General features: G+C 59.5%; 12 protein-coding genes and 7 pseudogenes. 12 read left to right on the top strand and 7 right to left on the bottom strand.

Translation table 11 applies throughout. The annotated features are described in order from the left end of the window. Positions 1-2058: 2058 nt before the first annotated feature. The 12 genes and pseudogenes from V5279_RS07265 to V5279_RS07215 all read left to right on the top strand — a co-directional run bounded on the left by V5279_RS07265 (position 2059) and on the right by V5279_RS07215 (position 16994). Positions 2059-3213, top strand: a pseudogene (locus V5279_RS07265) (IS3 family transposase). A gap of 2017 nt (positions 3214-5230) precedes the next feature. After that, positions 5231-6241, top strand: coding sequence for an anthranilate phosphoribosyltransferase (trpD, locus tag V5279_RS07260; protein ID WP_166072521.1), 1011 nt, complete (start codon positions 5231-5233; stop codon positions 6239-6241). A 240-nt stretch (positions 6242-6481) separates the two neighbouring features. Next, positions 6482-6667 (top strand): hypothetical protein, encoded by a 186-nt coding sequence (locus V5279_RS07255; RefSeq protein ID WP_173640776.1) that lies wholly within the window; start codon positions 6482-6484, stop codon positions 6665-6667. 299 nt (positions 6668-6966) lie between these two features. Beyond that, positions 6967-7230: pseudogene (locus tag V5279_RS07250) on the top strand (transposase); the annotation flags it as partial. 247 nt (positions 7231-7477) lie between these two features. Further along, positions 7478-8002 (top strand): hypothetical protein, encoded by a 525-nt coding sequence (locus tag V5279_RS07245; protein WP_338696123.1) that lies wholly within the window; start codon positions 7478-7480, stop codon positions 8000-8002. Positions 8003-8506: 504 nt separating this feature from the next. After that, positions 8507-8719, top strand: coding sequence for an IS66 family insertion sequence element accessory protein TnpB (tnpB, locus tag V5279_RS07240; RefSeq protein ID WP_338696121.1), 213 nt, complete (start codon positions 8507-8509; stop codon positions 8717-8719). A gap of 460 nt (positions 8720-9179) precedes the next feature. Next, positions 9180-9986 (top strand): glycosyl hydrolase, encoded by an 807-nt coding sequence (locus V5279_RS07235; protein ID WP_338696119.1) that lies wholly within the window; start codon positions 9180-9182, stop codon positions 9984-9986. A gap of 332 nt (positions 9987-10318) precedes the next feature. Next, a pseudogene (locus V5279_RS07230) lies at positions 10319-10757 on the top strand (transposase); the annotation flags it as partial. A 21-nt stretch (positions 10758-10778) separates the two neighbouring features. Continuing rightward, positions 10779-10940, top strand: coding sequence for a transposase (locus V5279_RS46995; RefSeq protein ID WP_063618987.1), 162 nt, complete (start codon positions 10779-10781; stop codon positions 10938-10940). A gap of 353 nt (positions 10941-11293) precedes the next feature. Further along, complete coding sequence (gene istA / locus V5279_RS07225) at positions 11294-12826, top strand: IS21 family transposase (RefSeq protein WP_422389058.1); 1533 nt, start codon at positions 11294-11296, stop codon at positions 12824-12826. Continuing rightward, positions 12823-13665 carry an IS21-like element helper ATPase IstB gene (istB, locus tag V5279_RS07220; RefSeq protein ID WP_176535476.1) on the top strand — a complete coding sequence of 281 codons (843 nt, stop codon included), beginning with the start codon at positions 12823-12825 and terminating at the stop codon, positions 13663-13665. Before istA ends, istB begins: the two co-directional genes overlap by 4 nt. 2603 nt (positions 13666-16268) lie before the next feature. After that, complete coding sequence (locus tag V5279_RS07215) at positions 16269-16994, top strand: LuxR family transcriptional regulator (RefSeq protein WP_338701028.1); 726 nt, start codon at positions 16269-16271, stop codon at positions 16992-16994. 603 nt (positions 16995-17597) lie between these two features. Here the strand turns inward: V5279_RS07215 and V5279_RS07210 are convergent. The 7 genes and pseudogenes from V5279_RS07210 to V5279_RS07180 all read right to left on the bottom strand — a co-directional run. Next, complete coding sequence (locus tag V5279_RS07210; RefSeq protein WP_338696116.1) at positions 17598-18320, bottom strand: outer membrane protein; 723 nt, start codon at positions 18318-18320, stop codon at positions 17598-17600. A gap of 606 nt (positions 18321-18926) precedes the next feature. Next, positions 18927-19172: a hypothetical protein gene (locus V5279_RS07205; protein WP_338696114.1), complete on the bottom strand. Its 246-nt coding sequence runs from the start codon at positions 19170-19172 to the stop codon at positions 18927-18929. A 593-nt stretch (positions 19173-19765) separates the two neighbouring features. Next, positions 19766-20483: pseudogene (locus V5279_RS07200) on the bottom strand (IS256 family transposase); the annotation flags it as partial. A gap of 178 nt (positions 20484-20661) precedes the next feature. Beyond that, positions 20662-21421 (bottom strand): annotated as a pseudogene (locus tag V5279_RS07195) (IS30 family transposase); the annotation flags it as partial. Between the two features lie 22 nt (positions 21422-21443). Beyond that, positions 21444-21937 (bottom strand): annotated as a pseudogene (locus V5279_RS07190) (IS630 family transposase); the annotation flags it as partial. Positions 21938-22015: 78 nt separating this feature from the next. After that, a complete protein-coding gene (locus tag V5279_RS07185; protein WP_338701026.1) occupies positions 22016-22630 on the bottom strand; it encodes a group II intron maturase-specific domain-containing protein in 615 nt (204 codons plus the stop codon). 4 nt (positions 22631-22634) lie between these two features. Then, positions 22635-22826 (bottom strand): annotated as a pseudogene (locus V5279_RS07180) (helix-turn-helix domain-containing protein); the annotation flags it as partial. Positions 22827-23689 lie beyond the last annotated feature (863 nt).

Below are 23689 nucleotides of genomic sequence, written 5' to 3'. Positions count from 1 at the left end.
TTCTCGGCAGCTCACATCCTCTTCAAGCACCCGACGAACTCTTCAAGCACCCGACGAACGCCTTCACTGCACTCCCCGATTGCATGAAAGGCCGCCGATGCACGAAGTGCTCGATCCGTTTCATCCGCGGAATTGACCTCCACACTCACGAACACCCGATGGGGTAACCAGCCCCGCCAGACAACTCGGTCACGAAGCGCGCTTTTGGCGACACATCTTACTTACCCATGCCCGCGGGCGCTGATCACCCGGCGCCGGACAGAGTGCGCTTCAGCAAGGTAAGATCCGCGCTCGATTTCCCGCACTTGCAAAACGAGTGTTCATTAGCCTTTCCGTTCAAGTCTCGAGGATGCATCTCGGCAATATGAAATTTGTCAATCGACGCGTATCACTTCATCCCTCCTGATCCCTCCTGTTCTGATGTCGCAGCCGATATCCGTTTGTGCACTCGATTATGGCTCGCGCGGCCTTGTGACGTGGCAGCACTTGAATCATTCGCAGCTCTCGCCGCTAGCGGAGCCTGAAACAATGCCAATACGTCATCTATGTGACCATGAAGAACTTGTCGGACCAAAAATTCGAACGGGCGCGTCTAGCTCGTGAATGCTTGGCACAATGTGTTTCGGATCGAGTTGATAGCATCCTACGGCTCCTCGCGAGGATGATCAGACATGACGAGTTAGTCCTTTGGACAGACCATCACTGCGACCATCCGCGGATCTTCAGGCGCGTCGATACAATGCAACAGCTGGCGCATCGTTGCAGGTATGACGTCAGCAAACATTCACGCTTGCCTCCCATTGCTGGCGTCGGCTTTCGGACATCGATGGTCGCGGCTCCGACAATCGTCGATTGGTCCACAGCGCCGCACTCTAGAGGCACGCATCTAACCCTTGTCGAGCGGTGCAGGCACTTCTCGATTACGGGCATACTGATTGCTGTAGTGTCGAAACAGGAAGGACACGCTATCCCGACATCAATTTGCAATGGACTCGTTGTTTGGTGTTTGGTTTTGACTTATGCATTGCCAAAGCACGTTTCGGACTTGCACGGCATCTCCCTGATCGATAATACGCGACCAAGTCGACAGGCCGCATACCTCACGTGCAACAAGCCGAATTCTGACACTCCGAGCTTTGGAAGACCAACTGATGGATAACACGAGGCGTCCGGACGCTAACCTTTTTCCCTGGACCAGTGGAGCATGCGAGGAATGACGCACTGGCGCGCACCAAAGCAGTCCATGGTGAAGCATTACGCTGCTGACCGCCGCTCTTGGCAGACGCAGAGGAGATGGAACCTGTCGCCGCTGGCCGGGCTTCTCCTTCATGCGCTGCTTTGGGCCAGTATATGTTGGATCATCGCAGCGTCCTTATGAGCGAAACGACGAGCCGGAGGAGATCTCAGTGGATGGGTGCTGGTATAGGAGGGATGCCGTCGTATACCGCGGCCGCGGTCTTGCAATTGTTGAGTGGCTAGATATGAAAACCTCCGAGGTCAGACAGGCAGGTGAAGAAGTGTTGGATATCGCGGATTATCGGACTTATATGCCTGCAAGCTTGACTTGACCTGACCTGACGGCAGCTATTTTCCCATCCGGTATTCGGCACTACGCCCGACAAGTGCTTTACGTTTCTCGCGCAAGAACGGGACTAAGATCGGCGCGCCGGCTCGATAGTAGGCGGATTAGCTTTCGAGAAGCTGACGAAAAGAGTACGCCTGCGCCTATACAATCCCTTGTAGGTCGTTAAAGCGGCTCGCTGCGCTGAGGCGGCATGCTGACTGGGATTCGATTGGAACGATTTGTGCGAGAGAGGACCGTCTGGAGATTCTCGGCACGGCAGCCTCTGCAATGAATCGCCCACCCGAGTACCGAGCCAGATTGTTGCTCACCGTTGGCATTCGTGGCGATCTGCCGATGGAGGTTCCATCGACACGCGAGACGCTACGACTCTTGGCCGGACCAAGTGCCCCGCTCGTTCTTGTGAAATGGACCCCGATTTTGGGACCAGAGGTTAGTTGGAAAAGGCCCGCTCCGTTTGATAGACGGAGGGCATGATGACGACGAAGACGAGACGCAAGATCGACGCGGCACTGAAGGCAAAGATTGCGCTGGAAGCCGTGCGGGAGCAGGCGACGGTGGCCGATCTGGCCCAGCGCTATGAGGTTCACCCGAACCAGATCTATGCCTGGAAGAAGCAACTGCTGGACCAGGCGGCGCGGGCCTTTGATGCGGGTGTCGGGCGCGAGAGCGAGGAAACGCGCGAACGCGAGATCGAGAAGCTGCACGCCAAGATTGGACAACTGACGGCCGAGCGCGATTTTTTAGCGCGGAGGTCCGGAAGATGAGCACGCCGGACCGTCGAGGAATGCTCGATCGCGCCGACAAGGCGCTGTCGATCCGTTGGCAATGCCTGTTGCTTGGCATCGCGCGCTCCGGGGTCTACCGGCCGCCCCGGCCGGCCAACGACAACGACCTTGCCCTGATGCGGCGGATCGACGAGCTGTTCATCGCCTGGCCGTTCCTGGGCTCGCGGCGAATGACCGCAATGCTGAAGGCTGAGGGGCTTCAGGTCAATCGCAAGCGCGTGCAGCGGTTGATGCGCAAGATGGGCATCGCGGCGCTGGGACCGAAGCCGAACACGACGAAGCCGGCGCCGGGCCACAAGATCTATCCTTATCTGTTGCGCAACATGACGATCGACCGGCCGAACCAGGTGTGGGCCGCCGACATCACGTATCTGCCCATCGGCCGTGGCTTTCTTTATCTCGTCGCCATCATCGACTGGGCGAGCCGTGCGGTTCTGGCGTGGCGATTATCGAACACGATCGACGTCTCGTTCTGCGTGGCGGCTCTGGAAGAGGCGCTGGCGAAGTACGGCAGGCCGGAGATTTTCAATACCGACCAAGGCAGCCAGTTCACCAGCGCGGCCTTCACCGGCGCGTTGGCGGGCGCAGGGATCAAGATCTCCATGGATGGCCGCGGACAACGTCTTCATCGAGCGGCTGTGGCGGTCGCTCAAGCATGAGGACATCTATCTCAAGGGCTATGCCGACGGCCGCGAGGCCAAGGCAGGGATCGCGAGCTGGATCGCCTTCTATAACGATCGTCGCCTTCGTCAGGCGCTCAGCTATCGCACGCCGATGGCGGTCTGGCGCGAACGGATGCAGGCCGCGAAGGCTGTGGAATGGTGGACAACGCTGACGCGTTGACCACATGCCCACAGCAACAGCAGCAGACAGTGTCTCTGGCAGCGTGATAGGAAGTAATCAGGAGCGGTCAGTTTCCAACTAACAAACCGGCTCAAGCGGCCCCGCCCCGCGGGTCCATTTCACTTGTGCGTCTGCCACTCTAGGGCGCGCCGAGCGAGCTTGTCGTATTCCTCGGCTATCTTGAGAAGCCTATCTCTGGCTTTGCCGTACGCCAGCGCTTCCGCTTTCTCTCGCGTTGCTTCCGCACGGCCGCGCCAAAGGTCGGGATCGTAGAGTTTACTCTTCGGATTCATAGCGATGAACATGCAATTTGCAGATCAAACAAATGTGACAGTGGCGCTCCGTACAATTACGTAGCAGTGACGCTTGTGGCCCTGGGTTATCAGCGAGTAGACACCAACGGTGCGCGCAAACTCACACTTGCCCTGAGCGTGGTCATAGAGACGCCGCGGTTACAAACACTCAGCGCGAGGTTTCGCCGGAGCATACTCGTCCTGCTGACGGACCCTGTAGATCCCAAGACGTATTCAGACGATAGGGCTTGAATCGCACGTAGCGTCAGATTGCACGATCCTAGACGAGTGAAGACTGTTTCGAACAATCCAGGCGTTTCCCGCCAAATCCCCAGAACTGAGAATGCTTCAAACACCCCAAGCTCAACCCGCGAGATTCAAAGCACACTTGTCTGCACTTTATTGGTGGCTGGTCCAATGAGAGGCAGAAACAATTGCGCTCTTCGAGACATGGACGGCCCCTTTCGATCATGGCATGCGCAGGGGAACGGACGCCCGGTACTGACGCCAACTCGATTGCCCCCGCCCCCGCTCTTGCGTCAAATGAAGTGGCACGCACGTTGCGGGACCGCGCCGCGCGTGACAGGGACACGCGCGATGACAGCTTTGCCTGCGCAGTCGAGTGCATCATTTGTCAATGGATTGAGCAGCCCTGCCTTGGGCGCTCCTCGCCGCCTTTCCTGGCCCGCGGTCACAAGTCCTGTTCGATCCCTGCGTCGGGACGACGATGGCCTCCTCCGTCGGTTGACTCGTCATTAGGCTGCGGCCGCACTTTAGACTCATGCAAAAGCCTCCCAATGCCTCACGAGATCGGGGCATGACCGCGGCCACCGCACGATCACCGAAAGCTTAACCGTGATCAAATTGTTCGGTCAGTGCAGCTCGGCGCCGGCAACGACAGATGCTGACAAGTCGCCGCGAAAATACCGACTCCCGGCCCGGATGGTTTCGCAAGAGAAAAAAACGGTCTCGCAGGCGCCCACCTAACAATCCGGCATGTCTTCGGTCGGAAGGCCTGAAGAACATGCCGCAAACCAACCGACGCGAAGGAACACCATGATTCAAAACCAGCGGCTTCGTTTGGCTTCGCCCCTGAAGGCTGCCATCCCCTTGCTTTTGCAATGACCGTCCTCATCCCAGAGCGAGTAGACGCGCGCGATCACGCGCCGACCGTAGAAGGAGAAAGAAGCCTGCATGGAGGACGTGTTCCGCCTGTGCAGCAGCCATATTCCGGATCGCGTCGCCATCATCGCTTGTCTCATATCCAAGCAATCGAGGCTCAGTCTGAAATGTCGCTACATGATTTCCGCTGGTGACGCTGGCAAGAAGAGTAACGAACCGAAATGAGGGGATGGCGAACCAGGTGGCTGCTCCTTCGCCTCAGGCTCAGAGATTGCCGACCGTGACCAGCAGGCCGTCACGCGATGGCGGGACAACAGGCACGGGCGATCGAGAGCGACGTCGATAACTTAGAACTGACGGACACGGTCGCCGATTACTTCTATCGGGCAGCTCAGCCTGGAGCGCTTGACCCTCACGTAGCGTCAGGTTGTAGCCTCACGAAGGAATCGCATTTAAGCGGCAGATACGCAAGCATCGAGGACGGTCTGCCGCGAGCGGGTGCTCGCACAACAATATCAATGCAATTGACGCCACGCCTCGTCGACGAAAAGTCCCCTATTGAACGAGGAGCCCGAGGATAGACAGGTAACGTGTAAAGTTCGATGGAAGCGCTTAGATCGATCATTGGCAAAGTTGCCAGCGGCACCACTCTGACATGTGAGGAAAGTGAGTTCGCCTTCGACAGCATGATGTCGGGTCAAGCGAGCCCTTCACAGATCGGTGGCTTGTTGCTGGGAATGCGGGTCCGCGGCGAGACCGTCGAAGAGGTCACCGGCGCGGCCTCCGCGATCCGCAATAGAATGCCACGGGTCGATGCACCATGCGATCCCATCGGTATCGCTAGCACGAACGATACCCCGTTTTGCTCAGTCAACGTGGAGACGTGCGCCTCCTTTATCGTCGCCGGGGCCGGCGTTCCTGTCGCCAAGCACACCGACCGCGCAGCGTCATCAAGCTCGAGCACCGCGAACATTTTGGCGCGCCTAGGCGTGAAGACCGATCTCACGCCTGAAGCCGTTGCTCGTTGTCTACAGGAAGCCGGCATCGGCTTTCTGTTTGCGTCGGCCCAGTATCCGGCCATGCAGCGTATTCGCCAGATCCGAACTGCACTTGGGACTCGCACGATTTTTAATCTAATCACACTTCTGTCCAACCCCGTGGGGGTTAAGCGGCAGATGGTCGGAGTGTTCTCTCGTGAATGGGTGCAGCCACTGGCCCTAGTGTTGAAGAACCTTGGCGCCGAATCGGTGTGGGTGGTGCACGGCTCAGACGGGCTCGATAAGATAACCCTTGCCGGCCCGACTTTTGTTGCCGCGCTCGAGGCGGGTGCAGTCCGCACCTTCGAGGTGACGCCAGAAGATGCTGGGCTCCCCCGCCACACCGAGGCGCTGGAGAGCGGCGATGTGGACGGCAATGCCGTCGCGCTGCAAAGCGTGCTCGGTGGCGCAGCAAGTCGATATCGCGATGCCGCCCTTTTGAACGCGGCGGCGGCATTGATCGTGGCCGGCCGGGCCTCCACGCTCCAGGAAGGCGTCGCACTTGGCCAGGAAGCGCTTGATCGCGGCGCCGCAGCCACCCGACTGGAGCGCCTGATCGCGGCTTCCAACGAATGACAACTGAGTTGGGCCCTGTTCAGTTGTGACCGCCAAGGCCAACGTTCACAAGCGCGAATGCGCGCTGCCCCTGCGAGGCTTGCGAGCTTGCGCCGCTTGCCCATGCATCAACGCAGTTGGCATCGAATAGGTGGCAAGAGCCGGCCTTCATCGTCGGCGAGAGCCTGTTGCGGCGCACCGTTGCCGAGGTTTCAGAGCCCGCTACGTGGTGCTAACGCTGCCGGCCAAAGGAGATGATCGATGACGTTCGCACAAAAAACGGAAGCACTCGGATCCATCGCAACGATAGAACACATCATTCGCAAGTTTAGGGAATTGATTGATACGGACAGCTCGATCCCCCCGGAGCTGCGGGGCGCGCTGCACGCAATACTCGATGAGCATCTTATCGATGCAAAAAAGCGTGTTCTCTCACGGGGACATTAAGCGCGCCAATGCCCTGCATAAGGAGAAACAATTTGCCCCGGCCAGCGCCCGCCAGTACCGCAATCGGTATGATCCTGTCCGCACGGCCAGTCGGCGACGTTCCAGCCATGCACCGATCGCGCCGACGGAATCCAGCAGCATGGCCGCCCCTTTCTGCCTAGCGGGGATAGGATTGAACTCGACGAGATCGAGCAATTGCTCATTGGTCTACAGAGTGTTTGCCGTCAGGGCGTGTGAGACAAATTGAAAGATTTTGCGGAGGGAGGATTTCTGGTTCATCGTAGCCACCAGGAGCGAAGATGAAGCAGAAATCCGGACCGGGCAAAGCGCCGGCAGAACAGGTACTAAGGGACATTCGGCGCCAGACCCGCCGGCAGTATTCGGCGGAAGAGAAGATCCGCATCGTGCTGGAAGGACTGCGGGGCGAGGAGAACATCTCCGAGCTCTGCCGGCGTGAGGGCATTGCCGCCTCAATGTATTACGGCTGGTCGAAGGAGTTCCTCGAAGCCGGTAAGCGCCGCCTGGCGGGCGATACGGCGCGTGCGGCGACCTCCGGCGAGTTAGACGTTTCCGACCTCCCACTGAACTGCATCGGGACACGCGCATGCGCCGACCGAACCACACGGAGATGCACCTCGTCTGCAAAATAATGAGCCTATCAATAAGCGACGTGCGTGGCTCTATCCAGTTGTTTGATCGCACCGGTGACATTAGACGCCGCGAGGCAGATTAGATGATTTTTAAGTCCATGACCGCAAGAAGAACTGACCATCTCCGGCCGGAAGAACGTTGGTGCCTCGGATCCTAATCATGAATGCTGGTACGGCTCAAATGTCGGGCGCTGATCTGACAGCAGCTCAACTTTCGCTCACCGCCAACCCGGCTTGCCGTTCAGCGTGGTTTGCTCAGAAGGGAGACCTCATAGTTTCCCCGGTAGCTATCCCAGCCGATCTGCTATCCTTCATCGGCGCGGCGCTCAATATCGACGCCTCGAGCCTGTCGCAGCTTGTGCCTGGAGGCGCTCGCAAAGCACCGGTCCTCGATTGCACTCTGCTGTCCGAAGCGCTCGTAAAGCGAATCAGCAACTCCATATTCGTCAGAAATCCTCTTGGAGAATCTATCCCTGCTACTTCAGTGAAGGTTTGCACGCTTGGCGGATGTGCTATGTGTCGCGCAGCCGGGAGACGACTTCGCTCTGCAGCGCGGTCCAGATCTATTGAATCGCAAGAGCCACTTCCGACAATTGGCGACGTGTGTTGGCCTTCTGTTGCCCAACGGACGCGTCACGACGAACCCAGACGAACTATTCAGAGCGGTCACCTCCCTGAGCTCTGAGACCGGCAGCGTAATTGTTAAGTTGGACAATGGAGCCGGTGGGTTTGGAAATGTCATCTTGACCGGCGAGGAGAGCAGTCCACTACCTAGGGCAAGAGATACGCAGTAAGCGGGGCTGCGAAGCCCCATCAGATTGTTTGTGCGTAGACCTGTGAGCGCCGTTAGAAGAGTCATCTTCTGCAAGGGCGCTCACAATGGACGACCATTCGGACGACATCAGACGACCGTTGTCACCGCGCATAGAAGTGTACGCCGGCGGCGGCCGGAAACAGTGGCCAGATGATTTGAAGGCGCAGATTGTCGCGGACACCTGGCGCGTTGACGCTCGGGCCGAGCGGCATTATCGCTCGCGGCACTCGAGTTGCGAGGTTGTGGTGGCGTCTGGGAAGGCGCAGTGATCGAGATTGCCAAGGGCGAGGTAGTCGTGCGTGCGGGCGTGGATATCGACGAAGCGTGCTTGCAGCGGGTGATCCGCGCGGCCCGTTCGGCATGATCCCCTCTGGTGTGAAGGTGTTCCTCGCCAGCCATCCAGTCGACTTCCGCAAGGGCATCCATGGCCTTGTTGCGCTTGTGCGCGATGCCGGCTCAGATCCGTTCGACCGTGCGCTCGCCAAACGGCTGGCCGAGCAGCGAAATCGATGCGCTTATGCCATGGAACGCGGCCGCCTGACGGCCTCACCTTGCCGCGTACTTTCGGTCAGTTCGCATTCAGGGTAGAGGCAGCGTGGACGAAAGCCGTCGCCAGCCACGGACGAACAACTGACTGCGCGCCAGCGCTGGTTAGACCGTCTGGCTATGAGATATAAGTGTCCCCCCATGAACGAACCAGACGAATCCGACCTTTAGAAGGAGTCACGGCACTACCCATAAATTTGCGAACTTCCGTAAGTCGAACGAGAGCACCACACTCTTTGTTGGACGTTCGCTCTAAGTATGTTCGAACTAGGCTCGTCATCCAGTGGATCGTTGCCACTGTCTCAGCAGGCTGTTGTCATCCGAAAGACGGCAAACCCGGGCGTGGCTCCGCCTTTCTCCTTGAGCTCGTCAGCTTCTCGAAAGCCAACCTTCCTAGCATTCGCACCTGGTCTCTAGATGCCAATGCCGCCTATGCTGAACTAGGGTCCCCGCTGGGCGGATATGCAGGAGACTTTGTTATTATAATCGAAAGGAGAGCTTTATGGATTCCAATCGGATAAGCGGTGGCGGCGCGCAAGGGTCCCCACCGGGGTACGTCCGGACACAGGAGGATCATGATCTATTTAGGCAGGCCGCGAATGAAGCCGGGTCATTATCATCTGCCGCGCTTGTATCGGCGCAGGCTCCGATTTGGAGTTCGAGCGCTCCATACGGAAGCTTTTCACGCGATGGCTACTCTTGGAACAACGACGTATGGGGTCCGCGCCCTGGGCCTCAGACGATTTCGGTGAGTGGCGTCAACCGGTGGAGCGTATGGTCGAACCAGCCTGATACGCCGGGCATCAAGAGCTATCCGCACGAGGCTTTTAGTATCGGGAAACCGCTCAGTTCAATCAACAGTCTGAGCTCGAGCTTCAATCAGGAGGTTCCTACTGGCGGCGCCTGGGATGTCGCCTACGATATCTGGGACAGCTCAAACCAGCATGAGGTAATGCTCTGGACAAACTACACCGGAAACTCGGACGGGAGCGGCAACGTTAAGCCCATTTCATATCATTATGCCCCTTCCGGTGCGGCGATTCCGGTCTACATCAATGTCAATGTAGGCGGAGCGACTTGGAACGTGTTTGAAGGTGAAGGCCCCGACGGTCACAAGGTCATCTCATTGCTGCGCACTTCGAAGACCAACAGCGGGACAGTGGACATCAAGAGTATCCTGCAGTGGATCAAATCGAAGGGGTACTTTGGCGACATAAACGTCGGTAGCGTCCAATACGGCGTCGAGATTACCTCGTCCCCGGGGGGAAAGAACTTCAATTTCAACAACTGGTCTGTGACCTCGAAGTGAAGATCCGTGTGCGGGCGGCAAGGTGAGCTGCGCTTATGCCAATGAGCCACGCTGGCTGACGGCCTAGCTTGCGCTTACCGTCTCGCTCGCGGCCGTAATGGACACATTCCCGCCGCACCAGCCTCTGATGAAATGTCGCGGACGTTCTGTACGCGTTCGGTGATGGCTTCGCTGGAAGGATCACTCGCGTCGACGGCTTGACGGCCGGCCCTCGCGGTCAAGGCCTCTAAAGCCCGTCTTATTCGTCAGAGGGCGCCTGAGAGGCTGGCGAGCGTGGTGTAAAGCGCTGATGCGGCGTAGGATTCGGTTGCAAAGCCAACCCCGATGATACGATTCTGCCCTTCTCGTTTCCAGCCGTTCACGCCAAGAAAGTCACAGCTGCCTTCGATGGCGGTCGGCTGACCTCGAACGGGGGCGTGATGCTTCTGGCGATGGCCGAGCGGCGTCTCGGCTTGGCCGACAATTTGGCCCGCGTGTTCCCGGATCGGCGCGATCCGACGCGGGTCGTGCACAGCCTTGTCGATATGTTCCGCGCGCGCATGTTCGCGATCTGCTGCGGCTACGAGGACGCCGACGACCTCGATCATCTGCGGTCCGATCCCGCATTCAAGCTGGCCTGCGGTCGGCTGCCGGACACGGGTCGCGATCTGTGTTCCCAACCGACGCTGTCGCGGCTGGAGAATGCTCCGCGCCTTCGACGCATGGATGGATAGCTACCCGCGCGAGCCGGCATCCGTCACGCTCGACATCGATGATACCTGCGATGTCGTCGCGATTCCCAAAGCCCGGGAATTGGCCACAGCCGAGTTCGCGACGCTGCGTCTTCGTCTCTTGAAACTCGCTGCCCGTGTCGTCGAGACCACGAGCCGCATTCGCCTTGCGTTTGCCGCGGCATGTCCCGAAGCCGACCTGATCCGCGGCTTGCCAGGCGCGCTGCTGCCGCTCGGTCCTTGACCGGCGGGGCGTCCGCCCCCGTTCGCCCAACCCATCCCTCAAGCGCGTTGCAAAGTACCGGTCGTCAGGCGGTGAAAAGCCGAAGGCAATCCCGCGCGCCTCGTCAGAGCAGATGTGCGCCACATCAAGCGGAATAAAAAAGCACTCTCACGAATAGGACTGCGCGGCGGCGATCAGGGTGAGACTCCAGCGACAATCAAGGTGAGACTGCGCCGATGGGGACGGACCGAAGGGAGGGCGCAGCCCGACCGGAGGACCGTCCCCATCGGCGTCGCGCGTTTTTGGACCCGTCTGGCGGCCGGGTGCGGCTGGTGCAAGCTGTTGGTTCGTCTCGACAAGAGGGAATCGATGCCTTGCCTGGCCTCCACATCACCGACCACCAGATGAGGCTGTACATGACGTACCGACTGACACTGTCCCCCGAGGCCGCCGCGGCCAAGGCGGGGTTCTCGAAGGCAAGCGCGTATCGAATCGAGGGCGATTGTCGCCCGCCATCGCAGAAGAAGACGCCGAGGGGCCGGCGCCGGTCCGATCCGCTCGGGCAGTATTGGGACGCCGAGATCGTTCCGATCCTGAAGGCTGCGCCCGGCATCCGCGTGATCGGCGTGCTGGACGAGCTGCGCCGACGGCATCATGACTTGAACCCGAACATCCGCCGCACGCTGGAGCGGCGCATCAACGCCTGGCGGGCGCTCAACGGCCCCGAACAGGACGTGATCTTCCGCCAGCAGCACGAGCCCGGCCGCCTGGGTCTGTCCGACTTCACCGACGTGAGCGCGCTCGGTATTACCATCGCGGGTGAGCCGCTCGATCACCGGCTCTATCACTTCCGGTTGGCGTTCTCCGGCTTCGAGCATGTCCATGTCGTGCTCGGCGGCGAAAGCTTCGTCGCCCTGGCGGAGGGCTTGCAGAACGCGCTGTGGGCGCTTGGCGGCGTGCCGCGGGAGCATCGCAGCGACAGCCTGTCGGCAGCATTCCGCAATCTGGCCGCCGACGCACGGGGGGATCTGACGCAGCGCTACGCCGGGCTGATGGGCCACTATGGCATGGCGCCAACGCGCAACAATGCGGGCATCGCACATGAGAACGGCTCGATCGAGAGCGCGCACGGCCATCTCAAGCGGGCACTGGAAGATGCGCTGTTGCTGCGGGGGACGCGCGAGTTCGCCAGTCTCGATGCGTACCGGGCTTTTGTCGACGAGATTGTCGGCCGGCGCAACGCCAACCTCGCCAAGCCGATCGCGCTCGAGAAGGAGGCCTTGGCGCCGCTGCCAAAAGGCCGCACGACCGACTTCGAGGAGAAAGTGATCCCGGTGACGTCGTCAGGCGGCTTCATCCTGCGGCGCGTATTCTACACCGTGCCTTCAAGATTGATCGGCCATCGCCTGCGTGTGCGCATCTTCGACGACCGGCTCGAATGCTTCCTTGGCGTCACGCCGGTCGTGACGCTGCGGCGCGGTCGGCCTGTGTCCGAGAGCCAGGGCGGTCATGTTGTGGATTACCGGCACGTCATCCATGCCCTGCGGCGCAAGCCGATGGCGCTCCTCAATCTCGTTTATCGCGACCAACTCTTCCCGCGTGCAGCTTACAAACGTCTGTTCGAGACCTTGCGGGAGCATGGTGATGACCGGCGCGCCTGCAAGGTGACGGTCGAGCTTCTGGCGCTGGCTCACGAGCGCGCCTGCGAAGCAGAACTCGCCGAGGTGATCGCGATGGATCTGGACGCCGGACAGTTACCCGATCTTGCCGCGCTGCGCGACCGCTTCCGACCCGAGGCGGCCTCGATCCCGCGTGTCGCCGTCAAGCTGGCGCCGCTCGACGTCTACGATGAACTCGCCTCCGTCAGCGTCATGTCGGGCCGCTCGAACCTGGGAGAGGCAGCATGACCGGTATCGCTACCTCCGTCGATGCTGCCCGTGTCGAGCTGCTTCTCAATGAGCTCCGCCTGCCGGGCGTCAAGGCGATCTGGCCGAAGCTCGCCGCACAGTCGGACAAGGAAGGGTGGCCTGCCGCCCGCTTCCTCGCCGCCCTTGCCGAGCACGAGGCGGCCGATCGCACCCGCCGTCGGATCGAGCGACACATGGTGGAAGCGCGTTTGCCCGCCGGCAAGACGCTCGCCACCTTCGACTTCGAAAGCGTGCCGATGCTATCAAAGGCACAGGCGATGGCGCTCGCCGCTGGCGACGCCTGGTTGAAGGCCGGCGCCAATTTGCTCTTGTTCGGTCCACCGGGCGGCGGCAAGACCCATCTCGGCACGGCGATCGGCCTGGCTCTCGTCGAGAACGGTTGGCGCGTTCTCTTCGCGCGCACCACTGATCTGGTGCAACGGCTGCAGGTCGCGCGGCGCGAGCTGGCGCTGGAGTCCGCGATCGCCAAACTCGATCGCTATGACCTCCTGATCCTCGACGACATCACATATGTGAGCAAGGATCAGGCGGAAACCAGTGTGCTGTTCGAGTTGATCGCCGCCCGCTACGAACGACGCTCGCTGCTGATCACGGCCAATCAGCCATTTGGCGAATGGGGGCGTATCTTCCCGGACCAGGCAATGACGTTGGCTGCCATCGATCGTTTGGTCCACCACGCCACGATCCTCGAGATGAACGTCGAAAGTTACCGTCGAAAAGTTGCCCTCGATCGCAAGCGCGGTCCAGGCCGGCCACCTGTTCACACGACCCCCAACGAACTCGACAAGACTGTGATTGACGCTGGCAGCGCCGCTTGATTGTCGCGCAGCGTCAATCAACGCTTGCCAAGTAGGCGGCCAGCGTCAATTATCTCCTGACTCGGCCGCCTCGTCTCATCTTGATTGACGCGCCGCTCTCATCCTGATTGTCGCGCTATAAGGACGGGCTAAACAGCCTAATCGGGCAAACTTTCGAGAAGCTGACGAGGTCTGCGATCCCGGAAGGCGTGGGCCTAATTTTCTGCGTCCCCATTGCGCTGCCGCGCCTCCGCGCTCGGACCCGAGTTCGACCTGGTCGATTCCAAGCGGCACGATCATGTTACCCCCAGCGGCAACACGCAGCGTTTTCGGTTCAGCCGCTATCTGCGAAGGTGACGCGATGTATCGCCTTCGTCCGATTCGGACCCGAGCCGTCGCGAAGCAGCCGTTATCTGCGGAGAGCGGAGTCGCAACAGTGTTGATGTCGATAATGCAAATCTGGATAGCGCGAATGCTTGTGGCGAAGCGGCTCGTGGAGATGCCGGTGCGAATGCGGCTCCGCTGCCGCGGCTTCAGCATGCAAATGCTGGTGGTGTTTTGCGGCGGGTCAAGCGAAGTCACCCGATCCGGTGATGTCGATCCGGAAAGCCGGCCCCAAGCGTCAGTTCAGCGCCAGTCCGGGCTTCCGCGCGGAAGAGTTCATTCCCGATATCTGCAAGGGATACTCTTCCTGAGCGGTGATGGAATTCGATGACAAGCGTCGGAACCGCTAAGACTTCATCGCGCGGAAAGGTGCCGCACGATGTTTTCATCGCGTCTTGTTTTTGAACGTGCAGCCCTAGTCTGAATGTGTCGATGAGCGAGTTGCCGGCCGGCAAGCCAATCTGGGCTTTTGGGAGTGCCGAATAGGAGCTCCTCCTAGAGAGAAGGGCTGAACGTATATCTTTTTAACCACAATGTCCACGCGGTAGCCGGCGGCGGGAATCTGGAAGTGCAACTTGGCGAGGCGAGTTGCCTCTCGCCGATTATGCTCACCATGCTCGGCATCTCTCCTCAAGATGCCCAGCATGCGTTTCGTTCGACGTCTGGCGAGCCATGAACAAGAAGCTGCTTGTGCGACGAAGACCCCAATAGAGAATTGCACAACCCGACGCTACGTCCGATACAAGTTTCTGGGAGCGCGCATGAAAACAATTCGGACTGGAGGTCAAAGCAATCGACGAGCCTCAATTCCGCCACGCTGCTTGTCTCATTGCCACAAGCATCATCACGGATGTACTGATGATGTTGGGGCGGACCCGGCGCACTTCCAACCCCGGCAAAGTGCGTCGGGGCGCCTTGGTTCGACGGCGTCTCGCCCTCGCCGAATTCGGGCAGAATGATCTGTCGAGTCCCTCTATGTTGCGGCGCGAATTGCGAGCTGTCGCCGTGCCCCCGATCACTTTGAACTATCGACAGGATCGATTTCGCCAAACTCGAGCAGATCGATGGCTCTGCATAGGTACAATGAGGACCTTCGAGCCAATCGCGCATGAGTTTCGCGCCCTTCAAGACAAGCGGGTGGTGTTCCTCGCGGATGCTGGATGCGATGGACGCCGTTCAAGCGTATAATGCGTGAGCAGCAGCGCGAGCAGCTCGCTCCAGCGCAGAGAGCTGCAATTGGGCTGACTGATCTCGATTGATTCGTGCTGCGCCATTGTCGCGTTTCCTCCCGATGTCGCGATCGCTTCAATGTGCCTAAGGCGCGCGAACGCGTCGTCCGTCTTTCAAGCCATTGATCAGACGGATGGTTTCGCGTGGCCGGCAATTGGTCCGACGCTTGCTGTTCAGATGCCACGTCCTCTCCTTTCTGGAGATCTGTATGCAAAGTGTCGTCTGCATCAAGCGAGCCTCGCGCCTCCGCGCATGTAAAGTTGCGCCGCCGTCGCGGCCAACATTTGCGGGCACAACCCCTTCGCGCAGGACCTGCCCGACCTTCCCGGTCCGACACGGGGCACTGATACTAGGCGGCTACCTTCTGCCTCGGGTAGTACCCCGTAAAGCTCATCGATCACCCGTTCGAGGCCGTCGAAAGGAGAGGACCAGTCACGGGCTAACGGCGCCAATTCGCTGGATTGGGAGAAAGAATAAGGTTGCTGTCGTTGTCACTGGCACGCAGAAGATCGATGGCAACACCGCGACGTTCGATCCTGGCGCCGCCAAACCGATCGGTGTGCTCTATCTCACCTGGATCGCGCGGCGAAGCTTCATTCGGCAGGACATCGGTTTCATACGGCCCAGTCTGAGCAGAGCCGACGTTTTAGCCGCGGGCCTGCCCCCTCAACTCAGGGCGAGCTGGGCAATCGTCAATGTGCCCATGCTTCATCGGATGAGCCGGACAGAACATATTGAGGGGGCATCGGCGCGGCGGTTGCCGCATGCGGTTCAACCTTTGATCAAGAATAGCGGCGGCACCTCGCAATGTTTGAAGGATGCGTCACGCGACCACAGCGGACGGGAGGGTGACAAGTTCGGCAATGGCAGATCTGGCGCAGCATCCGAGCGCTCCGGCCTTGACGAAGAGCAACCCAAGAGTTCAGGTCATGGAACGAAACTTGGCTCCGCCTGAAACAAGCGCAATCGAACACACCAACACCGATGGTGATGGGCGTCCTGAGGCGCCTATGGATCTTTTTAGCTTCACTGAATGCGCAAACCGGACACATTCTCTCAGAGCCCTGTTCGACCTTCTTGTAAGCTGTGCGAGCCAGGAGGGCTTTACTGAAGTTTCCTATGGATCTCTCAACTTCGTCGAGCCACTTCGGCTGGCGGACTACCCACCCCCGACCGTAGCCGTGAAATGGCCAATAGACTGGTGCGACCGCTATTTTAAACGCAAGTACCATACCATCGATCCGGTGGTCCGGCGCACTCCGCTGCTTTCGCGGCCTTATCTATGGGATCAGCTCGGCCAACAATATCAACTTCAGCCGGACGAAAGACGGGTGCTTGACGAGGCTAGAGAGGCAGGTCTGAAGCATGGTATGAGCGTGCCATTGTTTGGTCCGCTGGGCCGGGTATCTGTCGCCTCGTTTGCGTCTCCATCAGAGAATATTGATCCTCAGCATTGCATCAGTCACCTCAACGCTCTGGCTTGGCAATTTCACACTGCCTATGGTGAAATCGCGCGCCGCGCGGATGCTGACTGCGACAAGAAAGTTGCGCTGTCACGGCGGGAAACCAGCTGCATACGGTGGGTGGCCGAGGGTAAATCGTCGTGGGAAATCGGAATGATCTTGCAAATCAGCGAGAATACTGTGAACTTTCATATTAAGAATGTGATGCGAAAGCTGGGCGCGACGAGTCGGATCCAGGCCGCCATCATGGCCGTTCGACTCAATGTCCTTTGATACCGGCTGAGAGCAAACGCCGGCTGTTTCACAACTTTCAATGTGGCGCTTGCCACCGAAACTGCCGCGCAACGATCGATCGGGAAAAAGCGCATTGAAATCTGACGCCGCGTCAACTTCGGATCCGCTACGTTGCCAATATGTCGGATGAAAAGGTAATGCGTGCGGAACTGATGAGATCCCCAGACCCGCGGGGCGAGTACAGAAGCGGCTCGTCCAACGCTCCGCCTTTGATACGTCGCCGCATCGTATTGGTCGTGATGCCGACGCCCCCAACAACAACGTGTCGCTCGATGCATCACTTCAATGAGATCGCCTAGGGCAAGGTGGCCGCGCCAGTGGCCTACGTCGTCTGGAGCTGCTTGCGCTCAGTCCGCGAAAACCGGTGATCATCCCGGCATCTGGCTCATAAATTTGGTGGCGCCACGTACACCATTTGATGGTAGCCGCCATTTGACTGACGTCGCGCAGTCCGTCGAGAGACCGAGCTCGGGATTCAGGAAAATTCGGCCGCGGCCGGGCCGCTGCAGAGAGCGCCTCCTGAAGAAAGAGCCCCGACCCAAGTCGAGGCTCTCGATTCACCGCGCTAGTGCGTAGAGATCATTATTTGCCAAGCACTGGGCTGAGCTTGTAATTGAGCCGCGCTGTGATCAGATCGACGTCCTGGTGGACGCGATCCACGCCGGCACCTGGGAAGGCCACATTGGTGCCCTGCATGAACAAACGGTCATACTCGACGCCGGCGGACCAGCTCGGCGTAAGACTGACTTCGACACCGGCGCCCAGCGCGCCACCCCAACGCACATTGCTGCTTTTGGCAATCTCCGTACCAGTCGCCACTGAGTCGATGTGGTAGGTGTTGCTGGTCACGGCGGCACCGCCCTTGGCGTAGAGCAGCACGGCATTGAATGCGTAGCCAATCTGGCCAGCAAGCAACCCGAACGCATCCGTCTTGGTGCGGAGGGTGTCGGCCGGGAAGGCGGTGCTGACATTGGAGCCGCTGAAGTCGGCCCAATTGCCCTGGCCCTCGATGCCGTAAATCATATTGAAGATCTGCCAACGATAGCCAATCTGGCCGCCGATCGAACCACCTGTCGAATTATGACAGCCCTCGGGAGTGACGCCATTGAAGTTCCAGCAATTATGGCCAGCCCCCCAGCCGCCATTGATACCGATATAGTAGCCGGTCCAGTGTGTGATCGGGGCCGCGATGGGCATCGGCGGCGCCTTTATATTGACGGGCTGCACGGCGAAGTCTGCGCCAAGCGCCGGTGCCGCTGCACTGAGCGCGACAATGCTTGCAGTCAGAATCAGAAAACTCTTCATTTCGAGTGTCGTTCCTTTCGGTGCCCCCCGGCGCTGTGCGTCTTAACAACATCGACGCCGATTGCTGTAACTGCAGGACAACAATCCTTCGGGAGAAATGCGTCGAACCGCACGCAGCGTCAGATTGTGGAGCGTGCAAGGACGTCACGCGCACCCGTCAGCGAAATGGCCGAATCTGGCTGGAGCTCACACGCAAAATACGCCAATGGAAATTCGGATCAGTCAACGTTGGAAGACGTGAGGCATTATGGTGCAGCGTGCTCCTTGGGACTGCGGTTTCGCATCGCGGTGCGCCGTGATATGGGGTGTAAGCTCCCCGTCAAGAACCAGCGCGAGAGCCGAGCTGCGTAAGTCCTGCCGGTGCGTGATGAGCTGCTTGGCGAGTGCTCTCAGGCGGGCCGCGCTTTATCAAGCCGTTGAGGATCACCCGATCGCAGGGCACGTGCGATCACATCGCGCGCGGCGTTGCGGCGCCTTCAGCGCGGCGAAAGATATGAGTGGAGGAAGGTCAGATCGGTCACCATCGGCGTCGGCGTTCGTTCTGGCTGAATGACGGGGCAAACCCGGCGAACCGGATCTCTCTTGCCAGTGGATGTGCGAGGAAGCCTATTGCGTGGTCGCATGCGCAAGCTCGGCGCGCAAATTGCGTATCGCCTCGTTTGCAAGATGGAGTGCATCGCGTTCGCCGTTCCTTACCGAGCTCGCCAGTAAATCGCGCAATCGGCGACGAAGGACGAACTTCAGATTGTGCGCTAGGATCGGATCACTCTCGACAAAGCGCCACGCCTTATCAAACGCCACACTCACGAGAGCCTCTGGCGCCTGGACCTGCTGGGATAAGTCGTGATCCATCTCAAACTCCACTGCAACGCCCTTCAAAGACAAATCAGTTTGCCCCAAACGAAACCGAGAGCATGTGGCCAGCGCTCAAATCGGTTTGCGATCTTGCTCGCGCATCGAGCTACGCTCGGCGCCATAATGGACATCATATAGATGCTTGTTGAAGTTCGGATGACCGAGCGTCATAATGTCGATCAATTGGAATTGATCTCGGAGCGAGTGAAGCTAACAACGCAGTACAAGCGTCTCTAGCGGTACCGCTTGAGGTCCGCTAACGGTGCAAGGCGTTGTTTCGGGCGATCAAACTTCGCTCGTGCCAGTCGCAGCTTCAACACGACCATGGCGGTCGGGGTCGTCCACCATTTGCAGATCTCAAGCGAACAGCCTGGTCGTTTTCTGAGATGTCGGCTTCCGATCAAGCCCGGCATATTCCGGACAAGTGTTGTTGGTGTTGTGACATGTGTCGGGGCATTATCTTGCTCGCATTATGGATCTAAGCCCCGTACAAGCCGAACACGTTAGAAGAGGATGAAAAACGCCAGCGCCGATCGGGCCGGAATTGATCCAGAGTGCGCCGGATCGGGTCCACGGGCGTGGTGTGGCGCGTTGAGGCGCTCGATCGGGTTGGTCGAGTGCAGGTTGGTTCGATGCTGGGGCAGGAACGTCATGTAGGCGAGCACATCGGCCTCGGCCTCGTCGAGGAAGCCAGCAAGCTTGGGCAGCTTGGGGCGGAGCTGGTCGGCGACCTTCCGCCCACTGCGCTTGGGCGGTCTCGGCATCGTCCTGGGCAAAGGCGGTGGCGATGAAGGCGGAGACGACGCGCGGTCCGCTCTTGCCGGCATGCGACCAACGCGTTGCGCATGAAGTGCACGCGGCAGCGCTGCCAAGTGGCGTTGAGCACATTGCTGATGGCGGCCTTGATGCCCTCGTGCGCGTCGGACACAACCAGCTTGACGCAGCGCAAGCCGCGGCGGGCGAGCTTGCGCAAGAACTCCGTCCAAAATGTCTCGGCTTCGGAAGGGCCAATGTCCATGCCGAGAACCTCGCGGTGGCCGTCACTGTTGACGCCGACCGCGACAATCACCGCGACCGACACATGCGGCCATTCTGGCGCACCTTCACGTAGGTGGCGTCGATCCACAGATACGGCCAGTCGCCCTCGATCGGGCGGGCGAGGAACGCCTTCACTTTGTCGTCGATCTCGCCGCACAGCCGGCTCACTTGGCTCTTGGAGATGCCGCTCATCCCCATTGCCTGCACTAGGTCGTCTACCGAACGGGTCGAGACGCCCTGCACGTAGGCCTCCTGCACGACGGCGCAGATCCTCTTCATGCGTAAGCGTCGTTCTCAGGCCACAGCTTTGAGGTCTTGACGGCAAAGGCCCACGGAAGCAGTTGATCGATGTCGCTGTTTGGATGGCCGTTGACGATCCTGGTGAGGGCGTGGTCATCGAAAGGGACATCCGTGGCCGCGGTGCCGAACGAGACGGCGCTCCTCGGCAGCTGATGGTTTTGCGGATCGCCTGTGGAAGCTTGCCAAGTTGACGGGCGATGGTCCGAGGGGTGAGGACAGCTTTCCGATCGCGTGGATGCAGCACGATGTTGGCGTAGAACTCGGCGATATGCTTGAGCGCCTCGCTGGCTGCTGAAGCGGGCTTGTCGCCCGTGGAGAACCAGCAATCCTTGGCCATATCGCGCGAACAGCATGAAGTCGGCTTCCCAATGACCCGGCGTCCCCCGGCCTTCGACCTCGGAGGGTCGTTCATCGATCGAGCGCCGTTGTTTAATGAAGCTGGCAGGGCTGCCGCCTGGGCGTCGCCGGCGCCCTCGTCTGAGTTTATGGCGCGGCAGCAGGCGGTGCCAGTAATCCTTCTGGGCCGTACGATGATAGATGAAACGATAGATTGACTCGTGGCTGATCATGACGCGACCATGCTCTCGCGCCAGTCGACCAGCGATCTGCTCCGGCGAATGTCCCATCGCAAGGCTTTTGCCGACGCAGTCCCGCAGGGCCGGCTGGCGCGCCAGCTTGAAGCGGCCATCCTGCCGTCGCCGACGTTCGGCCAATTGTTGAGCCCGGACAGGTTCGTAACCGCCCCTCCAGACCTTGGTAGGCCGCGAGTTGCGCTTCAGCTCCCGACTTATCGTCGACGTCGCGCGGTCAAGCGCAGACGCAATATCGTTTCGAGATTTACCGCCTGCATGCAGGCGGTAAATCTCAACGCGCTCTTCAAGGCTGAGCTGGCCATAACATTGTCCCATCGCCACAACACCCTAGAGCGTTTCACATTTTGACTGAAGCATAACCGGTGTTTGCGAAGTAGTTTGGCATTCGCGAGGCTGGATGTCCTGAACGAGGTGACCGATTTGGCGCCAAGTGTCTTCGACGGTGCGCCTCTGAGCCTGCCGCATCCAGTGTTTGATCTTGGAGAAGGCCTGTTCGATCGGGTTGAGGTCGGGCGAGTATGGCGGCAGGTACCAGAGCCTGGCGCCAGCAGCCTGGATCATCTGCCTGACAGCTTTCGACTTGTGGCTTCCGAGCTCGTCGAGAATGACGATGTCGCCTTCGCGCAGGGTTGGCAGGAGAAGGTGCTTCACATAAGCGCAGAAGCATTCGCCGTTGACCGGGCCGTCGAAGACGCAGGGTGCCGTGAGTTGGTCATGGCGGAGCGCGCCGAGGAATGTGAGGGTACGCCAGTGACCGTGCGGGGCGAAGCCGCGCAGGCGTGCGCCCTTGGGGCCCCAGCCCCGCAAAGGGGCCATGCTGGTCTTGATCCAAGGGTGAGTAGGCCGGGGATTTTCACCCCCGGCCTCTCGCAGAACGGTGCGTGAACCTCTCGGTTCACACCGCTCCCGTCAGGTGAACGTGGTCGTTCCGAAGAACTGCCAGTGTACGAACAGCTCCGCGTTATTCCGAGCCAGCTTTCGCAAGAACAGCGAAGCACCGGTTTTGTGGAGCCGGAAGCGCTTGTACTTTCGCATGATCCACGCCTTCAGCTTCTGATTGACGTAGTCGACCAGAGAGAACAGCGCTGAACGGCTGAACCGACCATAATAACCTATCCACCCCCGGAGGAGCGGATTGATCTGTTGGGCAAGCTCAGCCAGCGTCCCCGGCGTTTGCCGGGGAATGTGCAAGCTTCGGATCGTTGCTCGCATGGCCTTCAAAGCTGTCGGACTGACCGCCGGGGTGTATCCACAAAAGAATTCCTTCCGCTGTGACGTTGCCACCTGCCGCGGCCTGAACTGATATCCGAGAAAGTCAAACTTGACCCTCTGATACGTTCGCCGACGCCTGTTGTCCATGCAATAGACGATCTGCGTCTTTGTCGGGTGCATCTGAAGTCCGCACACCTCCAACCTCGCTTGAAGCTCCGCCCTAATGGCCTCTGCTTCTTGCTCGGTCCGGCAGTGCACCAGTCCGTCGTCGGCATACCGACACCAAGGGAGGTCGGGATGTGTCCGCGCCATCCAGATCAAGCACGGGCTTGCGGTGACCGCCCATGTTGCCAGGCGCAACCGAGCCGGTCGCCCGCTGCCGCTGTGACCACTTCACAACCGACGAGACCGCAACACCAAACCGCTCCGCCACAGATCGGCAGCTCTCGCCCGCTAAAACCGACGCCACCACACGCTCGCGAAGGTCCAGGGAAAGAGGTCGGGTCATGCGATGCTGGCCTCCAATCCAGTCAGCATCTTGAATCACAAACCGCCAAAAACCGGAATCCCCTCCGATTCAGTTAAGCAATGAAATGCTCTAGTTGCAGCGCCAGGCAGATGTGCTTGGCACTCAAGGGCCCACAACGATACGAAACCGCCCATCAGCGCCGGGCGTTTGGAACAGACGCCGCCGAAGTGCACGCTTTAAGCAGGCGGGCAAGATGGTAGCATTCACTCGCCGGCATGCGCGATCGCTCGTGTCGGCCGGCGCATATCGTGCTCTTCAATCGACCGGAAGATGCGGCTTCGACGCAAGTCCTGTCCTCCTCAAGCAGGTAGAGGACGCCGAGCCGTGCTAGCCTCGGCCTGAGCCGATCAATAGTTTCGAGAGAAACTGTCGAGCGGTGTTACTCAAGAGCGGTCTTACCATCAACCCGAACAAGCCGACCGCCGAGACGGCAACAGCAAAGACACCGAGGGCACTCCAAACAGCCATTTTCATTGCGAGCCGGTCTCCTTGGTTTGGTTGATATGCTTGCCTGGGCAGTATCGCCAAAAAGTGTCCGAGTGACGCCTACCAGAAATGGCTGGCATCACAGAACCACCTCGCGCCGCGTATGCTATCTTATTCGGTGGATCGTTGATTGCTTGGAGAAGGCAGCGCAGCGCGCCGTGCTTGATGAACCGGGGCCAGCTTGCATGAAAGCCGTCTGTTCGACCAAGTGGTCCTCGGTGCAAAGGCGGCGTATTCGGATTTGTCGCTGCCCACGCGGAGGGACTTTCGGGATGTCATCCGATGTCCGTGATTGTAGAGCGACTTCTGCATCGAGTATGAACGGTGGGCATGCCGCTAGGCACATTAGCAGATCG

The organism is Bradyrhizobium sp. 26S5 (genome assembly GCF_036923295.1).
Lineage (GTDB): Bacteria > Pseudomonadota > Alphaproteobacteria > Rhizobiales > Xanthobacteraceae > Bradyrhizobium > Bradyrhizobium septentrionale.
Note: the sequence above shows the minus strand (reverse complement) of the source record. Positions and strands in the feature narration are given on the sequence as shown.

Bases quoted from the DNA above. Each gene is read 5' to 3' on its own strand.
- V5279_RS07205 (WP_338696114.1), bottom strand. From the start codon at position 19,172: ATGGATCACGACTTATCCCAGCAGGTCCAGGCGCCAGAGGCTCTCGTG.
- V5279_RS07215 (WP_338701028.1), top strand. From the start codon at position 16,269: ATGGATCTTTTTAGCTTCACTGAATGCGCAAACCGGACACATTCTCTC.
- istB (WP_176535476.1), top strand. From the start codon at position 12,823: ATGACCGGTATCGCTACCTCCGTCGATGCTGCCCGTGTCGAGCTGCTT.
- trpD (WP_166072521.1), top strand. From the start codon at position 5,231: ATGGAAGCGCTTAGATCGATCATTGGCAAAGTTGCCAGCGGCACCACT.
- V5279_RS07255 (WP_173640776.1), top strand. From the start codon at position 6,482: ATGACGTTCGCACAAAAAACGGAAGCACTCGGATCCATCGCAACGATA.
- V5279_RS07245 (WP_338696123.1), top strand. From the start codon at position 7,478: ATGAATGCTGGTACGGCTCAAATGTCGGGCGCTGATCTGACAGCAGCT.
- V5279_RS07185 (WP_338701026.1), bottom strand. From the start codon at position 22,630: ATGGCGCGGACACATCCCGACCTCCCTTGGTGTCGGTATGCCGACGAC.
- V5279_RS07235 (WP_338696119.1), top strand. From the start codon at position 9,180: ATGGATTCCAATCGGATAAGCGGTGGCGGCGCGCAAGGGTCCCCACCG.
- V5279_RS07210 (WP_338696116.1), bottom strand. From the start codon at position 18,320: ATGAAGAGTTTTCTGATTCTGACTGCAAGCATTGTCGCGCTCAGTGCA.